The following is a 16,863-nucleotide window of genomic DNA, read 5'->3' as shown; positions in this document are numbered from 1 at the left end:
CGTACATCGTCGTGTTCCTGAACAAGGCCGACATGGTGGACGACGCCGAGCTGCTCGAGCTGGTCGAAATGGAAGTGCGTGAACTGCTCTCCAAGTACGACTTCCCGGGCGACGACACCCCGATCATCAAGGGTTCGGCCTTGAAGGCGCTGGAAGGCGACCAGAGCGAAATCGGCGTGCCGGCGATCATCGCCCTCGTCGACGCGCTGGACAGCTACATCCCGGAGCCGGTGCGTGCGATCGACAAGCCGTTCCTGATGCCGGTGGAAGACGTGTTCTCGATCTCCGGCCGCGGCACCGTGGTGACCGGTCGTATCGAGCGCGGCATCATCAAGGTCGGTGACGAAGTCGAAGTGGTCGGTATCCGTCCGACCCAGAAGACCACCGTCACGGGCGTGGAAATGTTCCGCAAGCTGCTGGACCAGGGCCAGGCAGGCGACAACGCCGGTCTGCTGCTGCGTGGTCTCAAGCGTGACGACGTCGAGCGTGGCCAGGTGCTGGCCAAGCCGGGCACGATCACTCCGCACACCGATTTCGAAGCCGAAGTCTATGTGCTGTCGAAGGACGAAGGTGGCCGTCATACCCCGTTCTTCAAGGGCTACCGTCCGCAGTTCTACTTCCGCACGACCGACGTGACGGGCGCCTGCCAGCTGCCGGAAGGCGTGGAAATGGTGATGCCGGGCGACAACGTGAAGATGGTGGTGTCCCTGATCCACCCGATCGCGATGGACGAAGGCCTGCGTTTCGCCATCCGCGAAGGCGGCCGCACCGTCGGCGCCGGCGTGGTGGCCAAGGTCATCAAGTAAGCTGTTATAGTGGGAAGTCGCCCGCTGCGCGGGCTGTAAGGGGTAAAGGGTGAAAAGCAAGGGCCTAGGCCCGAGCCTCTTCACTCTTTACAGCGCCAAAGGCGCGACTTTACAGCGAGCAAAGCGAGCGACTTCACCCATTAATTTCTACGCCAGTAGCTCAATTGGCAGAGCAGCGGTCTCCAAAACCGCAGGTTGGGGGTTCGAGTCCCTCCTGGCGTGCCATCTTTCCGAGGATCCACGACGGATGGTGGATGGCATGCAGACCGTAACCCGGTCGATGCCTCTCTCATCCGATCACGTCGCATGAATACGAAGGCTGAGTCGACCAAGGGCGCCACTGGCGCCGATATCGCCAAGCTGGTGCTAGCCGTGATCGTGCTGGCAGCCGGCATTTTTGCGTATTCATGGTTCGGCAGTAACCCTGCGATCCCGCAGTCGGTGCTGCTGCTGGGCGTGGTCGTTGCGCTGGTCGCAGCGCTGGCCATTGGCGCGTTCACGGCGCCGGGTCGCCGCGTACGCGGCTTCCTTGGCGAATCGCAATTTGAACTGCGCAAGGTGGTCTGGCCCACCCGCGACGAGACGCTCAAGACCACCGGCATCATCATGGTGGTTGTGGTGGTTCTCTCGCTCCTGTTGGGCCTGATTGACCTGATCCTGAAGTCGGTCGTGCTCGACTGGCTGCTCAAGCTTGGTACGTGAGGTGATGGCATGAGCAAGCGTTGGTATGTGGTGCACGCCTATTCGGGCTTCGAGAACCAGGTGAAGCGTTCGCTCGATGAGCGGATTCGTCGCGCTGGCATGGAAGAAAGGTTCGGCGAAGTGCTGGTGCCGACCGAAGAGGTGATCGAGATGCGCAGCGGCCAGAAGCGCCGCAGCGAACGCAAGTTCTTCCCGGGTTACGTGCTCGTGCAGATCGAGACGGACACCGAGGGCAAGGCGCCGCGCATCGATGACGAATGCTGGCACTTGGTCAAGGAAACGCCCAAGGTGATGGGTTTCATCGGTGGTACCGCTGATCGCCCGCTGCCGATCCGCGATTCCGAGGCCGACGCCATTCTCAGCCGCGTCCGCGAGGGCGTCGAGAAGCCCAGGCCGAAGGTGTTGTTCGAGCCGGGCGAGATGGTGCGGGTCACCGAGGGTCCGTTCAACGACTTCAACGGCGTGGTCGAGGAAGTCAACTACGAAAAGAGCCGCCTGCGCGTTGCGGTGCTCATTTTCGGTCGCTCGACCCCGGTCGAGCTGGAATTCGGTCAGGTCGAGAAGGCCTGATCGGGTCCAGGGCAGGCCTCGGCACGGGGCTTGCTTAAAACTTGATCACTCTTTAAACTACGCGGTTCACGCCGGGGTCTTTTGGCTCGGGCGTGTCCGTGTTTCTGGGGTTCGCGGGATGGCGAGCCTTCCTCCTTCAGGGAACGACAACACTGCGAGGAGCCGCAAGGCGCCTGAACTCGCGAGGAAAATCCAATGGCAAAGAAAGTAACTGGCTATATCAAGCTGCAGGTCAAGGCCGGTCAGGCCAACCCGTCGCCGCCGGTGGGCCCCGCCCTCGGTCAGCGCGGCCTGAACATCATGGAATTCTGCAAGGCGTTCAATGCCGCCACGCAGAAGATGGAGCCGGGTATGCCGATCCCGGTCATCATCACGGCTTATTCCGACCGTAGCTTCACCTTCATCACCAAGACCCCGCCGGCCACGATCCTGATCAAGAAGGTCACGGGCGTCGCCAAGGGTTCGTCCAAGCCGAACACCGACAAGGTCGGCAAGATCACCCGCAAGCAGCTGGAAGACGTTGCGAAGCAGAAGGAGCCGGATCTCACGGCTGCTGATCTTGACGCCGCTGTGCGCACCATCGCTGGTAGCGCTCGCAGCATGGGCCTGGTAGTGGAGGGTTAAGACATGGCAAAGCTCACGAAGCGTTTGAAGGCCGCTCAGGCCGCAGTGCAGCCGGGCAAGATCTACGGCCTGGATGAAGCCCTCAAGATCGTCAAGGACAACGCCAAGGCGAAGTTCGCCGAGTCCGTGGACGTTGCCGTCCGCCTCGGCATCGACGCCAAGAAGTCCGACCAGGGCGTGCGCGGCTCCTCGCTGCTGCCGCACGGCACCGGCAAGACCATCAAGGTCGCCGTGTTCGTGCCGGCCGGTGAGAAGGCCGAGGCTGCCAAGGCCGCCGGTGCCGACGCCGTCGGCATGGACGACCTGGCCGAGCGCATGCAGGCTGGCGATCTCGACTTCGGTCGCGTGATCGCTACGCCGGACGCCATGCGCGTGGTCGGTAAGCTCGGCCAGCTGCTCGGTCCCCGTGGCCTGATGCCGAATCCGAAGGACGGCTCGGTCACTGCCGACGTCGCCACGGCCGTGAAGAACGCCAAGGCCGGCCAGGTGAAGTTCCGTAACGACAAGGCGGGCATCATCCACGCCACCATCGGCAAGGCCAGCTTCGACGCTGCCCAGCTGGCGGACAACCTCAATGCACTGGTCAACGACCTGCTGAAGGCCAAGCCGTCCACGGCCAAGGGTCAGTACCTGCAGAAGATCGCACTGTCCAGCACCATGGGTGTGGGCGTGCCGGTCGATACGTCGAGCCTGACGGTGTCGACCAAGTAAGAGTTGAAGTCCCATGTCGGCCGCAACGCCAGCATGGGCAAGTTTTTGAAGGTAGCCCCGGCTTTAGGGCCGTGGCCGCCGTCAAAGACCGCAGGCGCGATCAGCGCGCGACGACGACGAGCAGGGAGCTCGTGTTGGCAAGGAAACGCCGTCGTGGCAAGCGAGTTCGCTTAATCCGATTCCTAGCGAATCCGGCCTGCGTAGATGGTGCTGCCCCTTCTGGAATGTTTTCTGGAAAGGCCACCACCCGGGATCTCGCGATCCCCGACGTCACGGATGGCGTCGCTCAGGACCGCAAGCGGCAGGAGCCGTAAGCGGAATTCATAAGAGGAGTGAAAAATGGCTCTGAATCTCTCTCAGAAGCAAGAAGTAGTCGCCGAACTGGCAGAAGTTGCCGCGAAGGCTCACTCCTTGGTCGCTGCCGAGTATGCGGGCACCACGGTCGAACAAATGACCGCGATGCGCAAGAAGGCCCGTGAGTCGGGTGTGTTCTTGAAAGTCGTCAAGAACACGCTGGCTTCGCGCGCTGTGGTCGGTACCGAGTTCGAGGTCGTCAAAGACGCCCTGACCGGTCCGCTGCTGTACGCATTCTCGACCGAGGAGCCCGGCGCTGCCGGTCGCCTGATCAAGGAATTCGCCAAGGGCAACGACAAGCTGAAGGCACGCCTCGTCGCCGTGGAAGGCAAGCTGCATCCCGCCTCCCACGTCGAAGTGCTGGCCTCGCTGCCGACCCGCGAGCAGGCCCTGGCCATGTTGGCACGTGTGTTGGCCGAGCCGGCCACCATGTTCGCCCGCGTCGTCAAGGCTGTGGCCGATCAGCAGGGTGGTGGCGACGTCGCCGCCGAAGCCCCGGCCGAAGCCGAGCCCGCCTAAGTTCGTTGACTGTTCCATTCGAATCAATTTCCAGAGGTAAATGAAAATGTCCCTGACCAACGAACAGATCGTTGAAGCCGTCGCCGCCAAGTCGCTGATGGAAGTGATGGACCTGGTGAAGGCCATCGAAGAGAAGTTTGGCGTCACCGCCGCCGCCCCGGTCATGATGGCCGCCGGCCCGGCCGCTGCCGGCCCGGTTGCTGAAGAGCAGACCGAGTTCGACGTGATCCTGAAGAGCGCCGGCGACAAGAAGGTCGACGTGATCAAGGCCGTCCGCGCCATCACGGGCCTGGGCCTGAAGGAAGCGAAGGACCTGACCGAAGCCGGTGGCGTCGTGAAGGAAGCCGCTTCGAAGGAAGACGCTGCGAAGTTCAAGAAGGACCTCGAAGCTGCCGGCGCTACGGTCGAACTGAAGTAATTGGCGTTCTTGCGCGCCGTCAGTTTGATCTAGCGTCAAGCGAGCCTGGGGGCGTAAGCCCCCGGGCTTTGCCTGTTGCAAAGGGCCTGCAACGAAAGATGCGGCCTGTCACTACCAAGCGTCATCCTTTCTGGTTCGTGTTTTACCCGTCAGGAAGACAGGATTGAAAGGCCTGCAGAACACCGCCGACCTTTGATTCATGCCTTTTTGACGCATCGACGAGCAGGGCAGCACAACCTGTCCGTCGACGGCAGACACAGCTTTCACAATTCAGCCGGTGTGTGCACCACCGGCGTCACTGCGAACCGAGGCGGTACCCACCATGACCTACTCGTTTACCGAGAAGAAGCGCATCCGCAAGGATTTCGGCAAGCGTCCCCCTGTTTTGGGCGTTCCGAACCTGCTGACCATCCAGACCGATTCCTATCGCGAATTCCTGCAGGAGCACGTGGCTCCCAAGCAGCGCGACGAAAAGGGTCTCCACGCCGCGCTGAAGTCAGTATTCCCGATCGTTAGCTATTCGGGTAACGCCGCGCTTGAGTATGTCGACTATCGCCTGGGCGAGCCCGCCTTTGACGAACGCGAGTGCCGCAACCGCGGCATGACGTTCGGTGCGCCGCTGCGCGTCACCGTGCGCCTGGTCATCTATGACAAGGACAGCCCGGCCTCGAAGAAGGCCGTCAAGTACGTGAAGGAACAGGAAGTCTACATGGGCGAAATTCCGCTCATGACCGACACCGGCACCTTCATCATCAACGGCACCGAGCGCGTCATCGTTTCGCAGCTGCATCGTTCGCCGGGCGTGTTCTTCGATCACGACCGCGGCAAGACGCACAGCTCGGGCAAGCTGCTGTTCTCGGCCCGCGTGATTCCTTACCGTGGCTCGTGGCTCGATTTCGAGTTCGACCCGAAGGATGCGCTGTTCACCCGTATCGACCGTCGCCGCAAGTTGCCGGTGACCGTGCTGCTGCGCGCGCTGGGTTACAACAACCAGGAAATGCTGGGCATCTTCTTCGAGCACAACGTGTTCCACCTGGGCAAGAAGGGTGGCACCACGCTGGAACTCGTCGCCGAGCGTCTGCGCGGTGAAACGCTGACCTTCGACCTGGCCATTGGCGACAATGTGCTGGTGGAAGCGGGCAAGCGCATCACGGCCCGTCACGTGCGCCAGCTGGCCGCGGAAAACATCACCGCGCTGGAAGTGCCGGACGACTACCCGGTCGGCCGCATCCTGGCCATCGACGTGGTCGATGCGAAGACCGGCGAACTGCTGGCCCAGGCCAACGACGAAATCACCGCCGAGCAGCTGGAAAACTTCCGCAAGGCCGGTATCGAGACGGTGCCGACGCTGTACGTCAACGATCTCGATCGTGGCGCGTACATCTCGCATACGCTGCGCATCGACAACACCAAGACGCCGCTCGAGGCGCTGGTGGAAATCTATCGCATGATGCGTCCGGGCGAGCCGCCGACCAAGGATGCCGCGCAGAACCTGTTCTACAACCTGTTCTTCACCTTCGACCGCTACGACCTGTCGGCCGTCGGCCGCATGAAGTTCAACCGTCGCGTCGGCCGCCAGGAGATCGTCGGTCCGGGCGTGCTGTACGACCGCAAGTACTTCGGCGACCGCAAGGAAGAAGAAGCGCAGTCGCTGGTTGCTTCGCAGGGCGATCGCTCCGACATCCTCGATGTGCTGAAGGTGCTGATCGACATCAAGAACGGTCATGGCACCGTCGATGACATCGATCACCTGGGCAACCGTCGCGTGCGTTCGGTCGGCGAAATGGCCGAGAACACCTTCCGCATCGGCCTGGTGCGCGTCGAGCGCGCCGTGCGCGAGCGTCTGTCGCTGGCCGAGTCCGAGGGCCTGACTCCGCAGGAACTGATCAACGCCAAGCCGGTCGCGGCGGCGGTGAAGGAGTTCTTCGGTTCGTCGCAGCTCTCGCAGTTCATGGACCAGAACAACCCGCTGTCCGAAGTGACGCACAAGCGTCGCGTCTCGGCGCTGGGCCCAGGCGGCCTGACCCGCGAACGCGCCGGCTTCGAAGTGCGCGACGTGCATCCGACCCATTACGGCCGCGTCTGCACCATCGAAACGCCGGAAGGCCCGAACATCGGCCTGATCAACTCGCTCGCCGTGTACGCGCGCACCAACCAGTACGGCTTTCTCGAGACGCCGTACCGCAAGGTCGTGGGCGGCAAGGTCACCGACCAGGTGGATTACCTGTCGGCGATCGAAGAAGGCGACCACGTGATCGCGCAGGCGAACTCGCCGTTGAAGGATGGCGCGTTCATCGAAGACTTCGTGTCCTGCCGTTTCCGCGGCGAGTCCGAGCTGCGTCCGTCCGCCGAAGTCGACTACATGGACGTTTCGCCCATGCAGACCGTGTCGGTGGCTGCCGCACTCGTGCCGTTCCTGGAGCACGATGACGCGAACCGCGCACTGATGGGCGCGAACATGCAGCGTCAGGCCGTGCCGACCCTGCGTTCGCAGACCCCGCTGGTGGGTACCGGCATCGAGCGCGCCGTGGCGCGTGACTCGGGCGTCATCGTCACCGCCAAGCGCGGCGGCGTGATCGACCAGGTCGATGCGGCCCGTATCGTGGTGCGCGTGAACGAGTCGGAAGTGGGCGACAACGACGCCGGCGTCGATATCTACACGCTGACCAAGTACACCCGTTCCAACCAGAACACCAACCTCAACCAGCGTCCGCTGGTGAACGTGGGTGACATCGTGGCGATGGGCGACACGCTGGCCGACGGTTCGTCGACCGACCTAGGCGAGCTCGCGCTCGGCCAGAACATGCTGATCGCCTTCATGCCGTGGAACGGCTACAACTTCGAAGACTCGATCCTGCTCTCCGAGCGCGTCGTGCAGGAAGACCGCTACACCTCGATCCACATCGAGGAGCTGTCGTGCATCGCGCGTGACACCAAGCTGGGCGCCGAGGAAATCACCGCCGACATCCCGAACGTGGGTGAGCAGGCGCTGGCTCGCCTCGACGAATCCGGCATCGTGTACATCGGTGCGGAAGTGAAGGCCGGCGACATCATGGTCGGCAAGGTCACGCCCAAGGGCGAAAGCCAGCTGACCCCGGAAGAGAAGCTGCTGCGCGCGATCTTCGGCGAGAAGGCGTCCGACGTGAAGGACAGCTCGCTGCGCGTGCCGCCGGGCATGGACGGCACCGTCATCGACGTGCAGGTCTTCACTCGCGACGGCATCGAGAAGGACAAGCGCGCCAAGCAGATCGAGGAAATGGAAATCAAGCGTATCCGCAAGGATCTTGATGACCAGTTCCGCATCCTCGAAGGCGCGATCTACAACCGTATGCGCACCCAGCTGGTCGGCAAGTCCGCGATGAGCGGCCCGGCCGGCCTGAAGCGCGGCGCCGAAATCACCGACGCCTACCTGGACGGCCTGAAGAAGGACGACTGGTTCAAGGTCAACGTGAAGGAAGAGGACGTCACCGAGTTCCTCGAGCGCGCGGCCGATCAGATCAAGCGTCACAAGGAAGAGTTCGACAAGCGCTTCAAGGAGAAGCAGGGCAAGATCACCCAGGGTGACGATCTCGCTCCGGGCGTGCTCAAGATGGTCAAGGTGTTCCTGGCCGTGAAGCGCCGCATCCAGCCGGGCGACAAGATGGCCGGTCGCCACGGCAACAAGGGTGTGGTGTCCAACGTGGTGCCGGTGGAGGACATGCCGTTCTCCGAAGACGGTACCTCGGTCGACATCGTGCTGAACCCGCTGGGCGTGCCGTCGCGTATGAACATCGGCCAGATTCTGGAAGTGCATCTGGGCTGGGCCGCCAAGGGCCTGGGCAAGAAGATCCAGAAGATGCTCGAAGCGCAGGCCAAGGTGGCGCAGATCCGCGAGTTCCTCGACCAGGTGTACAACCACCACGTCGCCGGCGCCGTGCAGCATGTCGACCTGAAGTCGTTGACCGACGAAGAGATCTTCGCGCTGGCCAACAACCTGCAGGAAGGCGTGCCGATGGCCACGCCGGTGTTCGACGGTGCCGAGGAAACCGAGATCAAGGCGATGCTCAAGCTCGCCGATCTGCCGGAATCGGGCCAGACCACCTTGTACGACGGCCGTACCGGCGAAGCGTTCGATCGCCCGGTCACCGTGGGCTACATGCACTACCTGAAGCTCAACCACCTGGTCGACGACAAGATGCACGCGCGTTCGACCGGTCCGTACTCGCTCGTCACGCAGCAGCCGCTGGGTGGTAAGGCGCAGTTCGGCGGTCAGCGCTTCGGCGAAATGGAAGTCTGGGCACTGGAAGCCTACGGCGCGGCCTACACCCTGCAGGAAATGCTGACGGTGAAGTCCGATGACGTGCAGGGCCGTAACCAGATGTACAAGAACATTGTCGACGGCAACCACGAGATGGCGGCGGGCATGCCGGAATCCTTCAACGTGTTGGTGAAGGAAATCCGCTCGCTCGGTATCGATATTGATCTGGAAGAAGTGAAGTGAGTTGAGGCGGGGACGAGGAACGACCTTTCGTTCCTCGTTCTCCCGATTCCTGATTCTCCATTACCTATTCCCGATCTTCGGAGACATCCATGAAAGACTTGCTCAATCTGTTCAACCAGCAGCGCACCGCGCCTGACTTCGATGCGATCAAGATCGCTCTGGCTTCGCCGGAGCTGATCCGCTCGTGGTCGTACGGCGAGGTGAAGAAGCCGGAAACGATCAACTACCGCACCTTCAAGCCCGAGCGTGACGGCCTGTTCTGCGCCGCCATCTTCGGTCCCGTGAAGGATTACGAGTGCCTGTGCGGCAAGTACAAGCGCATGAAGCACCGCGGCGTCGTGTGCGAAAAGTGCGGCACGGAAGTGACGCTGGCCAAGGTGCGCCGCGAGCGCATGGGCCACATCGAACTGGCCTCGCCGACCGCGCACATCTGGTTCCTCAAGTCGCTGCCCTCGCGCATCGGCCTGATGCTGGACATGACCCTGCGCGACATCGAGCGCATCCTGTACTTCGAAGCCTTTGTGGTGATCGATCCAGGTTTGACCGCGCTCGAGCGCGGCCAGCTGCTCAGCGAAGACCAGTACCTGGAAGCCGTCGAAGAGCACGGCGACGAGTTCGACGCCCGCATGGGTGCCGAGGCCGTCTACGAGCTGCTCAAGTCGCTGGACCTGCCGGGCGAAGTCATTCGCCTCAAGGAAGAGATCGGCTCGACCAATTCCGAGACCAAGCTCAAGCGCCTCACCAAGCGCGTCAAGCTGATCGAAGCCTTCCTCGAATCCGGCAACAAGCCGGAGTGGATGGTGCTGACCGTGCTGCCCGTGCTGCCGCCGGACCTGCGTCCGCTGGTGCCGCTCGATGGCGGCCGCTTTGCCACGTCCGATCTGAACGATCTGTACCGCCGCGTCATCAACCGCAACAACCGCCTGCGTCGCCTGCTCGAACTCAATGCGCCCGACATCATCGTGCGCAACGAAAAGCGCATGCTGCAGGAATCGGTCGATGCGCTGCTCGACAACGGCCGTCGCGGTCGTGCCATCACCGGCACCAATAAGCGCGCGCTGAAGTCGCTGGCCGACATGATCAAGGGCAAGCAGGGCCGCTTCCGCCAGAACCTGCTCGGCAAGCGCGTGGACTACTCCGGTCGTTCGGTGATCGTGGTCGGTCCGACCCTGCGTCTGCACCAGTGCGGTCTGCCGAAGAAGATGGCGCTTGAGCTGTTCAAGCCCTTCATCTTCGCCAAGCTGCAGGCTCGCGGCGAAGCCACCACCATCAAGGCCGCCAAGAAGCTGGTCGAGCGCGAAGAGGGCCAGGTGTGGGACATCCTCGAAGAGGTGATCCGCGAACATCCGGTGATGCTCAACCGCGCACCGACGCTGCACCGTCTCGGCATCCAGGCGTTCGAGCCGAAGCTGATCGAAGGCAAGGCCATCCAGCTGCATCCGCTCGTGTGTACGGCGTTCAACGCCGACTTCGACGGTGACCAGATGGCTGTCCATGTGCCGCTGTCGATCGAGGCGCAGCTCGAAGCGCGCGCCCTGATGATGGCGACCAACAACATCCTGTCGCCCGCCAACGGCGAGCCGATCATCGTGCCGACCCAGGACGTCGTCCTTGGTCTGTACTACATGACCCGCGAGCTGGTGAACGCGAAGGGCAACGGCATGGTGTTCTCGGGCATCGGCGAAGTCCGCCGCGCCTACGACAACCGTGCGGTTGAACTGCACGCCAAGGTCAAGGTGCGCATCAAGCAGGTGCACATCGATGAAGAAGGCGGCCGCACCGAGCAGACCTCGATCGTCGATACGACCGTGGGTCGCGCGCTGCTGCTCGAAATCATGCCGGAAGGCCTGCCGTTCGCGCTGGCCAATACCGAGCTGACCAAGAAGAACATCTCGCGCCTGATCAACCAGTGCTATCGCCGCCTGGGTCTGAAGGACACGGTGATCTTCGGCGACCAGCTGATGTACACCGGCTTCCGCTTCGCCACGCGTGCGGGCATCTCGATCGGCATCGATGACATGATCATCCCCGACGAGAAGAAGCCGATCCTGGAAGAGGCCGAGAAGGAAGTGGTCGAGATCCAGGAGCAGTACCAGTCCGGTCTCGTCACCGCCGGCGAGCGCTACAACAAGGTCGTCGACATCTGGTCGCGCACCAACGAGCTGGTCGCCAAGGCCATGATCGACGGTATCGGTACCGAGAAGGTCACCGATGCCGAAGGCAAGACGGTCAACCAGAAGTCGATGAACTCGCTGTACATCATGGCCGACTCCGGCGCCCGTGGTTCGGTCGCGCAGATTCGCCAGCTGGCCGGTATGCGCGGCCTGATGGCTCGCCCGGACGGCTCGATCATCGAGACGCCCATCAAGGCGAACTTCCGCGAAGGCTTGAACGTGCTGCAGTACTTCAACTCCACCCACGGTGCCCGTAAGGGTCTCGCGGATACTGCGTTGAAGACGGCGAACTCCGGTTACCTGACCCGTCGTCTCGTCGACGTGGCGCAGGACGTGGTCATCACCTTCGATGATTGCGGCACCGACAATGGCGTCATCATGCAGCCGATCGTCGAAGGCGGCGATGTGGTCGAGCCGTTGCGCGAGCGCGTGCTGGGCCGCGTGGCGGTCGAGGACGTGTACGGTCCGGGCGAAGACAACGAGCCGCTGGTCGTGCGCGACACCCTGCTGGACGAAGCCCTGGTCGAGAAGCTAGACAAGGCCGGCGTGCAGTCGATCAAGGTGCGTTCGCCGATCACCTGTGCCGCCAGCCATGGCGTTTGCGCGCTGTGCTACGGCCGCGATCTGGCCCGTGGCCATCTGGTCAACATGGGCGAGGCCGTGGGTGTGGTCGCCGCGCAGTCGATCGGTGAGCCGGGTACCCAGCTGACCATGCGTACGTTCCATATCGGTGGTGCGGCTTCCCGTGCTGCTGCCGTGGACAACGTGACGGTGAAGACCACCGGCACGCTGAAGTTCAACAACCTGAAGAGCGTGCACCACAACCAGGGTCACCTGGTGGCGGTCTCGCGTTCGGGCGAAGTGAGCGTCATCGACGCCAACGGCCGCGAGCGCGAGCGCTACAAGGTGCCTTACGGCGCCACCATCGCCGTCAAGGACGGCGACCCGGTCAAGGCCGGCCAGGCCGTGGCCAACTGGGATCCGCATACCCATCCGATCGTGTCGGAAGTGGCCGGTACCGTGCGCTTCATCGACTTCATCGATGGCATCACCGTGCAGAGCCAGACCGACGAACTGACCGGCCTGGAGTCGGCGGTGGTGACCGATCCGAAGCGCCGTGGTACGGCCGCCAAGGATCTGCGCCCGATCGTGCGTCTGGAAGATGCCAAGGGTCGCGAGCTGAAGCTGCCGGGCACCGACGTGCCGGCGCAGTACATGCTCCCGGCCGGTGCCATCGTGTCGATCCAGAACGGTGCGCAGGTGGGCGTGGGCGACGTGGTTGCCCGTATCCCGCAGGAAACCTCCAAGACCCGCGATATCACGGGTGGTCTGCCGCGCGTGGCCGACTTGTTCGAAGCACGCAAGCCCAAGGAACCGGCGATCCTCGCCGAGCGCTCGGGCGTGATCAGCTTCGGCAAGGACACCAAGGGCAAGCAGCGCCTGATCATCAAGGACGTGGACGGCAACGAGCACGAAGAGCTGATTCCCAAGTGGCGCCAGGTCATCGTGTTCGAAGGCGAGCACGTGGAGAAGGGCGAAACCATCGTGGACGGCGAGCCCAGTCCGCACGACATCCTGCGCCTGCTGGGTGTCGAGCCGCTGGCCGCTTACCTGGTCAAGGAAATCCAGGACGTCTACCGCCTGCAGGGCGTGAAGATCAACGACAAGCACATCGAAGCGATCATTCGCCAGATGCTGCGCAAGGTCGAGATCACCGATCCGGGCGAGAGCCACTACCTGCGTGGTGAACAGGTCGAGCGTGTTCGCATCAACAGTGAAAACGATCGCGCCATCTCCCGCGGCGAGCGTCCGGCGGAGTTCCAGTCGGTGCTGCTGGGTATCACCAAGGCGTCGTTGGCCACGGAATCCTTCATCTCGGCGGCTTCCTTCCAGGAAACCACCCGAGTCCTGACGGAAGCTGCGGTCCGCGGCACGCGCGATACCTTGCGTGGCCTGAAGGAAAATGTTATTGTCGGCCGTCTTATTCCGGCTGGTACGGGTCTGGCGTATCACGCAGCGCGTCATCGCCAGGGCGGTCTTACCGCCTCGGAGCTCGAAACACTCTCCGGCTCCGCTTCGTCGGCTTCCTTCGCAGAAGCCACCACCGGTAGCGACATTGGTGTGGAGTAAGCCCCTAACGGGCTTTACTCGCTGACATACGAAAAGAGGCGCAAGGAATGCGCCTCGTGTTCGGGCCAAGGCCGGCAGGGCGTCAGCTTGTCTGTGACAGGCTGCCCATGTTAAATTCCCGCTTCTTGGCAGACCGAGCCGGTTCGGTCTGCCTTTATGTTTCTCAGGAACAGCTTCAATGACGACAGTCAACCAGTTGGTTCGCAAATCCCGCAGCCCGAAGACCTACAAGAGTGCTTCGCCGGCTTTGCAGAACAGCCCGCAGCGTCGTGGCGTCTGCACGCGCGTCTATACCACCACCCCGAAGAAGCCGAATTCGGCGCTGCGTAAGGTCGCCAAGGTGCGCCTGACGAACGGCTACGAAGTCATCAGCTACATCGGTGGCGAAGGCCACAACCTGCAGGAGCACTCCGTGGTCCTGATCCGCGGCGGTCGCGTCAAGGATCTGCCGGGTGTGCGTTACCACACGGTGCGCGGCAGTCTCGACTGCGCCGGTGTCACCAAGCGCCGCCAGTCGCGCTCCAAGTACGGCGCCAAGCGCCCGAAGTCCTGATCGTTAGGAATTAACTATGTCGCGTAAAGGTTCACATCCCGCCCGTCTGATCCTGCCGGATCCCAAGCACGGCAGCCAGCTGATCGCCCGTTTCATCAACATGGTGATGAAGAGCGGCAAGAAGTCGGTCGCAGAAAGCATCGTCTACGGCGCGCTTGCCCACCTCGGCGAAAAGAACGCCGAGCCGGTGCAGCTGGTCGAAAAGGCGCTCAACAACATCGCTCCGGCGGTCGAGGTGAAGTCCCGTCGTGTCGGCGGCGCCACCTACCAGGTGCCGGTCGAAGTGCGTCCGGGCCGCCGTATGGCGCTCGCCATGCGCTGGGCCATCGATTCCGCCCGCAAGCGCGGCGAGACCTCGATGCCGCGCAAGCTGGCCGCCGAGCTGCTCGAGGCTTCGGAAAATCGCGGTGGCGCGATCAAGAAGCGCGAAGAGACGCACCGCATGGCAGAGGCCAACAAGGCCTTCTCGCATTACCGCTGGTAAGCAGTACAGCTAGAACTTTCAGAGGTTAAGACCGTGGCACGCACCACTCCTATCGAGCGCTACCGCAACTTCGGCATCATGGCTCACATCGATGCCGGCAAGACCACCACCACGGAGCGCATCCTGTTCTACACCGGCGTCAGTCACAAGATTGGCGAGGTGCACGACGGTGCAGCAACGATGGACTGGATGGAGCAGGAGCAGGAGCGCGGCATCACCATTACGTCGGCGGCAACGACGGCGTTCTGGAAGGGCATGGATCGTTCCTTGCCCGAGCACCGCTTCAACATCATCGACACTCCCGGACACGTCGACTTCACCATCGAAGTGGAGCGTTCGCTGCGCGTGCTCGACGGCGCGGTGTTCGTGCTGTGCGCGGTCGGTGGTGTGCAGCCGCAGTCTGAAACCGTCTGGCGTCAGGCCAACAAGTACAAGGTGCCGCGCCTCGCGTTCGTCAACAAGATGGACCGCACTGGCGCGAACTTCTACAAGGTGGTCGACCAGCTGAAGGCTCGCCTGGGCGCGAACCCCGTGCCGATGCAGGTGCCGATCGGTGCCGAAGACAACTTCGAGGGCGTGGTCGACCTGCTCAAGATGAAGTCGATCATCTGGGACATGGAATCCCAGGGCATGAAGTTCGAGTACCAGGACATCCCGGCCAACCTCGCGGACAAGGCTGCTGAAGCCCGTTCGTACATGGTTGAGTCGGCTGCCGAAGCGACCGAAGAGCTGATGAACAAGTACCTGGAAGAGGGCGACCTCTCCGAGGAAGAGATCATCGGTGGTCTGCGTGCGCGCACGCTGTCCAGCGAGATCATCCCGGTCTTCTGCGGTACCGCGTTCAAGAACAAGGGCGTGCAGGCGATGCTTGACGCCGTGGTCAACCTGTTGCCGTCGCCGATCGACCGCCCGCCGGTGGCTGGCGTCGACGAAGACGAGAAGGAAGCCACGCGCAAGGCCGACGACGCCGCACCGTTCTCCGCGCTCGCGTTCAAGATCATGACCGACCCGTTCGTGGGCTCGCTCACGTTCTTCCGCGTCTACTCGGGCACGCTCAATGCGGGCGACCAGGTGTACAACCCGGTCAAGTCCAAGAAGGAGCGCATCGGCCGCATCCTGCAGATGCACGCCAACGAGCGTCAGGAACTGAAGGAAGTCCGCGCTGGCGATATCGCCGCAGCGGTCGGCCTGAAGGACGTGACGACCGGTGACACGCTGTGCTCGCAGGATCACATCATCACCCTGGAGCGCATGACGTTCCCGGAGCCGGTGATCTCGATGGCGGTCGAGCCGAAGACCAAGTCGGACCAGGAAAAGATGGGTATCGCCCTCGGCCGTCTGGCTGCGGAAGATCCGTCGTTCCGCGTGCGTACGGACGAAGAGTCGGGTCAGACCATCATCTCGGGCATGGGCGAGCTTCACCTGGACATCCTGGTGGACCGCATGCGCCGCGAGTTCAACGTCGAAGCGAACGTCGGCAAGCCGCAGGTGGCCTACCGCGAAACGATTCGTTCGTCGGACGTCAAGTCGGATTACAAGCACGCCAAGCAGTCCGGTGGTAAGGGTCAGTACGGTCACGTGGTGATCGAGCTGTCGCCGATGACCGAAGAAGACCGCAAGAGCACGGACGTCAAGAACGACTTCCTGTTCATCAACGACATCACGGGCGGCGTGATTCCGAAGGAATTCATCCCGTCGGTCGAAAAGGGTCTGCGCGAAACCATCACCAGCGGTCCGCTGGCTGGCTTCCCGGTGGTGAACGTGAAGGTCAAGCTGGTCTTCGGTTCGTACCATGACGTCGACTCGTCGGAAATGGCGTTCAAGCTCGCAGCGTCGATGGCCTTCAAGCAGGGCTTCGCCAAGGCGTCGCCGGTGCTGCTCGAGCCGATCATGAAGGTCGAAGTCGTGACGCCGGAAGATTACGTCGGCGACGTGATGGGCGATCTGAGCCGCCGTCGCGGTCTGCTTCAGGGCCAGGACGATACGCCGTCGGGCAAGACCATCAATGCGATGGTCCCGCTGGGCGAGATGTTCGGTTATGCGACGACCATTCGCTCGCTGACCCAGGGTCGCGCCACCTTTACGATGGAGTTCGACCACTACGCTGAAGCGCCGAACAACATCGCTGAGCAGGTCATGAAGAAGGCCTGATAAGGCTTTCTTCCTCCAACTACCGTTCTTTTTTAGAGGTTTTAGTCATGGCAAAGGGTAAATTCGAACGCACCAAGCCGCACGTCAACGTCGGCACGATTGGTCACGTGGACCACGGCAAGACGACGCTGACGGCTGCACTGACCAAGGTCGGCGCAGAGCGCTTCGGTGGCGAATTCAAGGCGTA

General features: G+C 62.5%; 13 protein-coding genes and 1 tRNA gene. All 14 read left to right on the top strand.

Features of this window, described 5'->3' with window-relative positions; all coding sequences use genetic code 11:
* A partial coding sequence (locus tag ISP20_RS21310) for an elongation factor Tu (RefSeq protein ID WP_204634036.1) occupies positions 1-806 on the top strand: 806 nt, incomplete at its 5' end.
* Positions 807-955: 149 nt separating this feature from the next.
* Positions 956-1,031 (top strand) — tRNA-Trp (locus tag ISP20_RS21305).
* Positions 1,032-1,112: 81 nt separating this feature from the next.
* A complete protein-coding gene (secE, locus tag ISP20_RS21300) occupies positions 1,113-1,508 on the top strand; it encodes a preprotein translocase subunit SecE (RefSeq protein WP_204638229.1) in 396 nt (131 codons plus the stop codon).
* Between the two features lie 9 nt (positions 1,509-1,517).
* Positions 1,518-2,078 carry a transcription termination/antitermination protein NusG gene (nusG, locus tag ISP20_RS21295; RefSeq protein ID WP_204638228.1) on the top strand — a complete coding sequence of 187 codons (561 nt, stop codon included), beginning with the start codon at positions 1,518-1,520 and terminating at the stop codon, positions 2,076-2,078.
* Positions 2,079-2,273: 195 nt separating this feature from the next.
* Positions 2,274-2,702 (top strand): 50S ribosomal protein L11, encoded by a 429-nt coding sequence (rplK, locus tag ISP20_RS21290; protein ID WP_109126904.1) that lies wholly within the window; start codon positions 2,274-2,276, stop codon positions 2,700-2,702.
* A gap of 3 nt (positions 2,703-2,705) precedes the next feature.
* Complete coding sequence (rplA, locus tag ISP20_RS21285; protein WP_204638227.1) at positions 2,706-3,413, top strand: 50S ribosomal protein L1; 708 nt, start codon at positions 2,706-2,708, stop codon at positions 3,411-3,413.
* A 339-nt stretch (positions 3,414-3,752) separates the two neighbouring features.
* Positions 3,753-4,286, top strand: coding sequence for a 50S ribosomal protein L10 (gene rplJ / locus ISP20_RS21280; protein ID WP_204638226.1), 534 nt, complete (start codon positions 3,753-3,755; stop codon positions 4,284-4,286).
* Between the two features lie 46 nt (positions 4,287-4,332).
* The gene (gene rplL / locus ISP20_RS21275) at positions 4,333-4,704 is read left to right on the top strand and encodes a 50S ribosomal protein L7/L12 (protein WP_046973299.1); all 372 of its coding nucleotides are present in this window, start codon (positions 4,333-4,335) and stop codon (positions 4,702-4,704) included.
* 322 nt (positions 4,705-5,026) lie between these two features.
* The gene (gene rpoB, locus ISP20_RS21270) at positions 5,027-9,184 is read left to right on the top strand and encodes a DNA-directed RNA polymerase subunit beta (protein WP_204638225.1); all 4,158 of its coding nucleotides are present in this window, start codon (positions 5,027-5,029) and stop codon (positions 9,182-9,184) included.
* An 89-nt stretch (positions 9,185-9,273) separates the two neighbouring features.
* Entirely contained in the window at positions 9,274-13,488 is a 4,215-nt protein-coding gene (gene rpoC / locus ISP20_RS21265; RefSeq protein ID WP_204638224.1) for a DNA-directed RNA polymerase subunit beta', read from the top strand.
* 178 nt (positions 13,489-13,666) lie between these two features.
* Positions 13,667-14,041 carry a 30S ribosomal protein S12 gene (rpsL, locus tag ISP20_RS21260; protein WP_019464011.1) on the top strand — a complete coding sequence of 125 codons (375 nt, stop codon included), beginning with the start codon at positions 13,667-13,669 and terminating at the stop codon, positions 14,039-14,041.
* 16 nt (positions 14,042-14,057) lie between these two features.
* Positions 14,058-14,525 carry a 30S ribosomal protein S7 gene (gene rpsG, locus ISP20_RS21255; protein ID WP_102305037.1) on the top strand — a complete coding sequence of 156 codons (468 nt, stop codon included), beginning with the start codon at positions 14,058-14,060 and terminating at the stop codon, positions 14,523-14,525.
* Between the two features lie 33 nt (positions 14,526-14,558).
* The gene (gene fusA, locus ISP20_RS21250) at positions 14,559-16,676 is read left to right on the top strand and encodes an elongation factor G (protein WP_204638223.1); all 2,118 of its coding nucleotides are present in this window, start codon (positions 14,559-14,561) and stop codon (positions 16,674-16,676) included.
* A gap of 47 nt (positions 16,677-16,723) precedes the next feature.
* Positions 16,724-16,863: GTP-binding protein (locus ISP20_RS21245; RefSeq protein ID WP_239536270.1), on the top strand; the 140-nt coding region annotated here is incomplete at its 3' end.

Origin of the sequence: Dyella kyungheensis (assembly GCF_016905005.1) — a bacterium.
GTDB lineage: Bacteria > Pseudomonadota > Gammaproteobacteria > Xanthomonadales > Rhodanobacteraceae > Dyella > Dyella kyungheensis.
Note: the sequence above shows the minus strand (reverse complement) of the source record. Positions and strands in the feature narration are given on the sequence as shown.

Excerpts from the sequence above, each read along its gene's own strand:
- secE (WP_204638229.1), top strand. The coding sequence starts at position 1,113 with ATGAATACGAAGGCTGAGTCGACCAAGGGCGCCACTGGCGCCGATATC.
- nusG (WP_204638228.1), top strand. The coding sequence starts at position 1,518 with ATGAGCAAGCGTTGGTATGTGGTGCACGCCTATTCGGGCTTCGAGAAC.
- rplK (WP_109126904.1), top strand. The coding sequence starts at position 2,274 with ATGGCAAAGAAAGTAACTGGCTATATCAAGCTGCAGGTCAAGGCCGGT.
- rplA (WP_204638227.1), top strand. The coding sequence starts at position 2,706 with ATGGCAAAGCTCACGAAGCGTTTGAAGGCCGCTCAGGCCGCAGTGCAG.
- rplJ (WP_204638226.1), top strand. The coding sequence starts at position 3,753 with ATGGCTCTGAATCTCTCTCAGAAGCAAGAAGTAGTCGCCGAACTGGCA.
- rplL (WP_046973299.1), top strand. The coding sequence starts at position 4,333 with ATGTCCCTGACCAACGAACAGATCGTTGAAGCCGTCGCCGCCAAGTCG.
- rpoB (WP_204638225.1), top strand. The coding sequence starts at position 5,027 with ATGACCTACTCGTTTACCGAGAAGAAGCGCATCCGCAAGGATTTCGGC.
- rpoC (WP_204638224.1), top strand. The coding sequence starts at position 9,274 with ATGAAAGACTTGCTCAATCTGTTCAACCAGCAGCGCACCGCGCCTGAC.
- rpsL (WP_019464011.1), top strand. The coding sequence starts at position 13,667 with ATGACGACAGTCAACCAGTTGGTTCGCAAATCCCGCAGCCCGAAGACC.
- rpsG (WP_102305037.1), top strand. The coding sequence starts at position 14,058 with ATGTCGCGTAAAGGTTCACATCCCGCCCGTCTGATCCTGCCGGATCCC.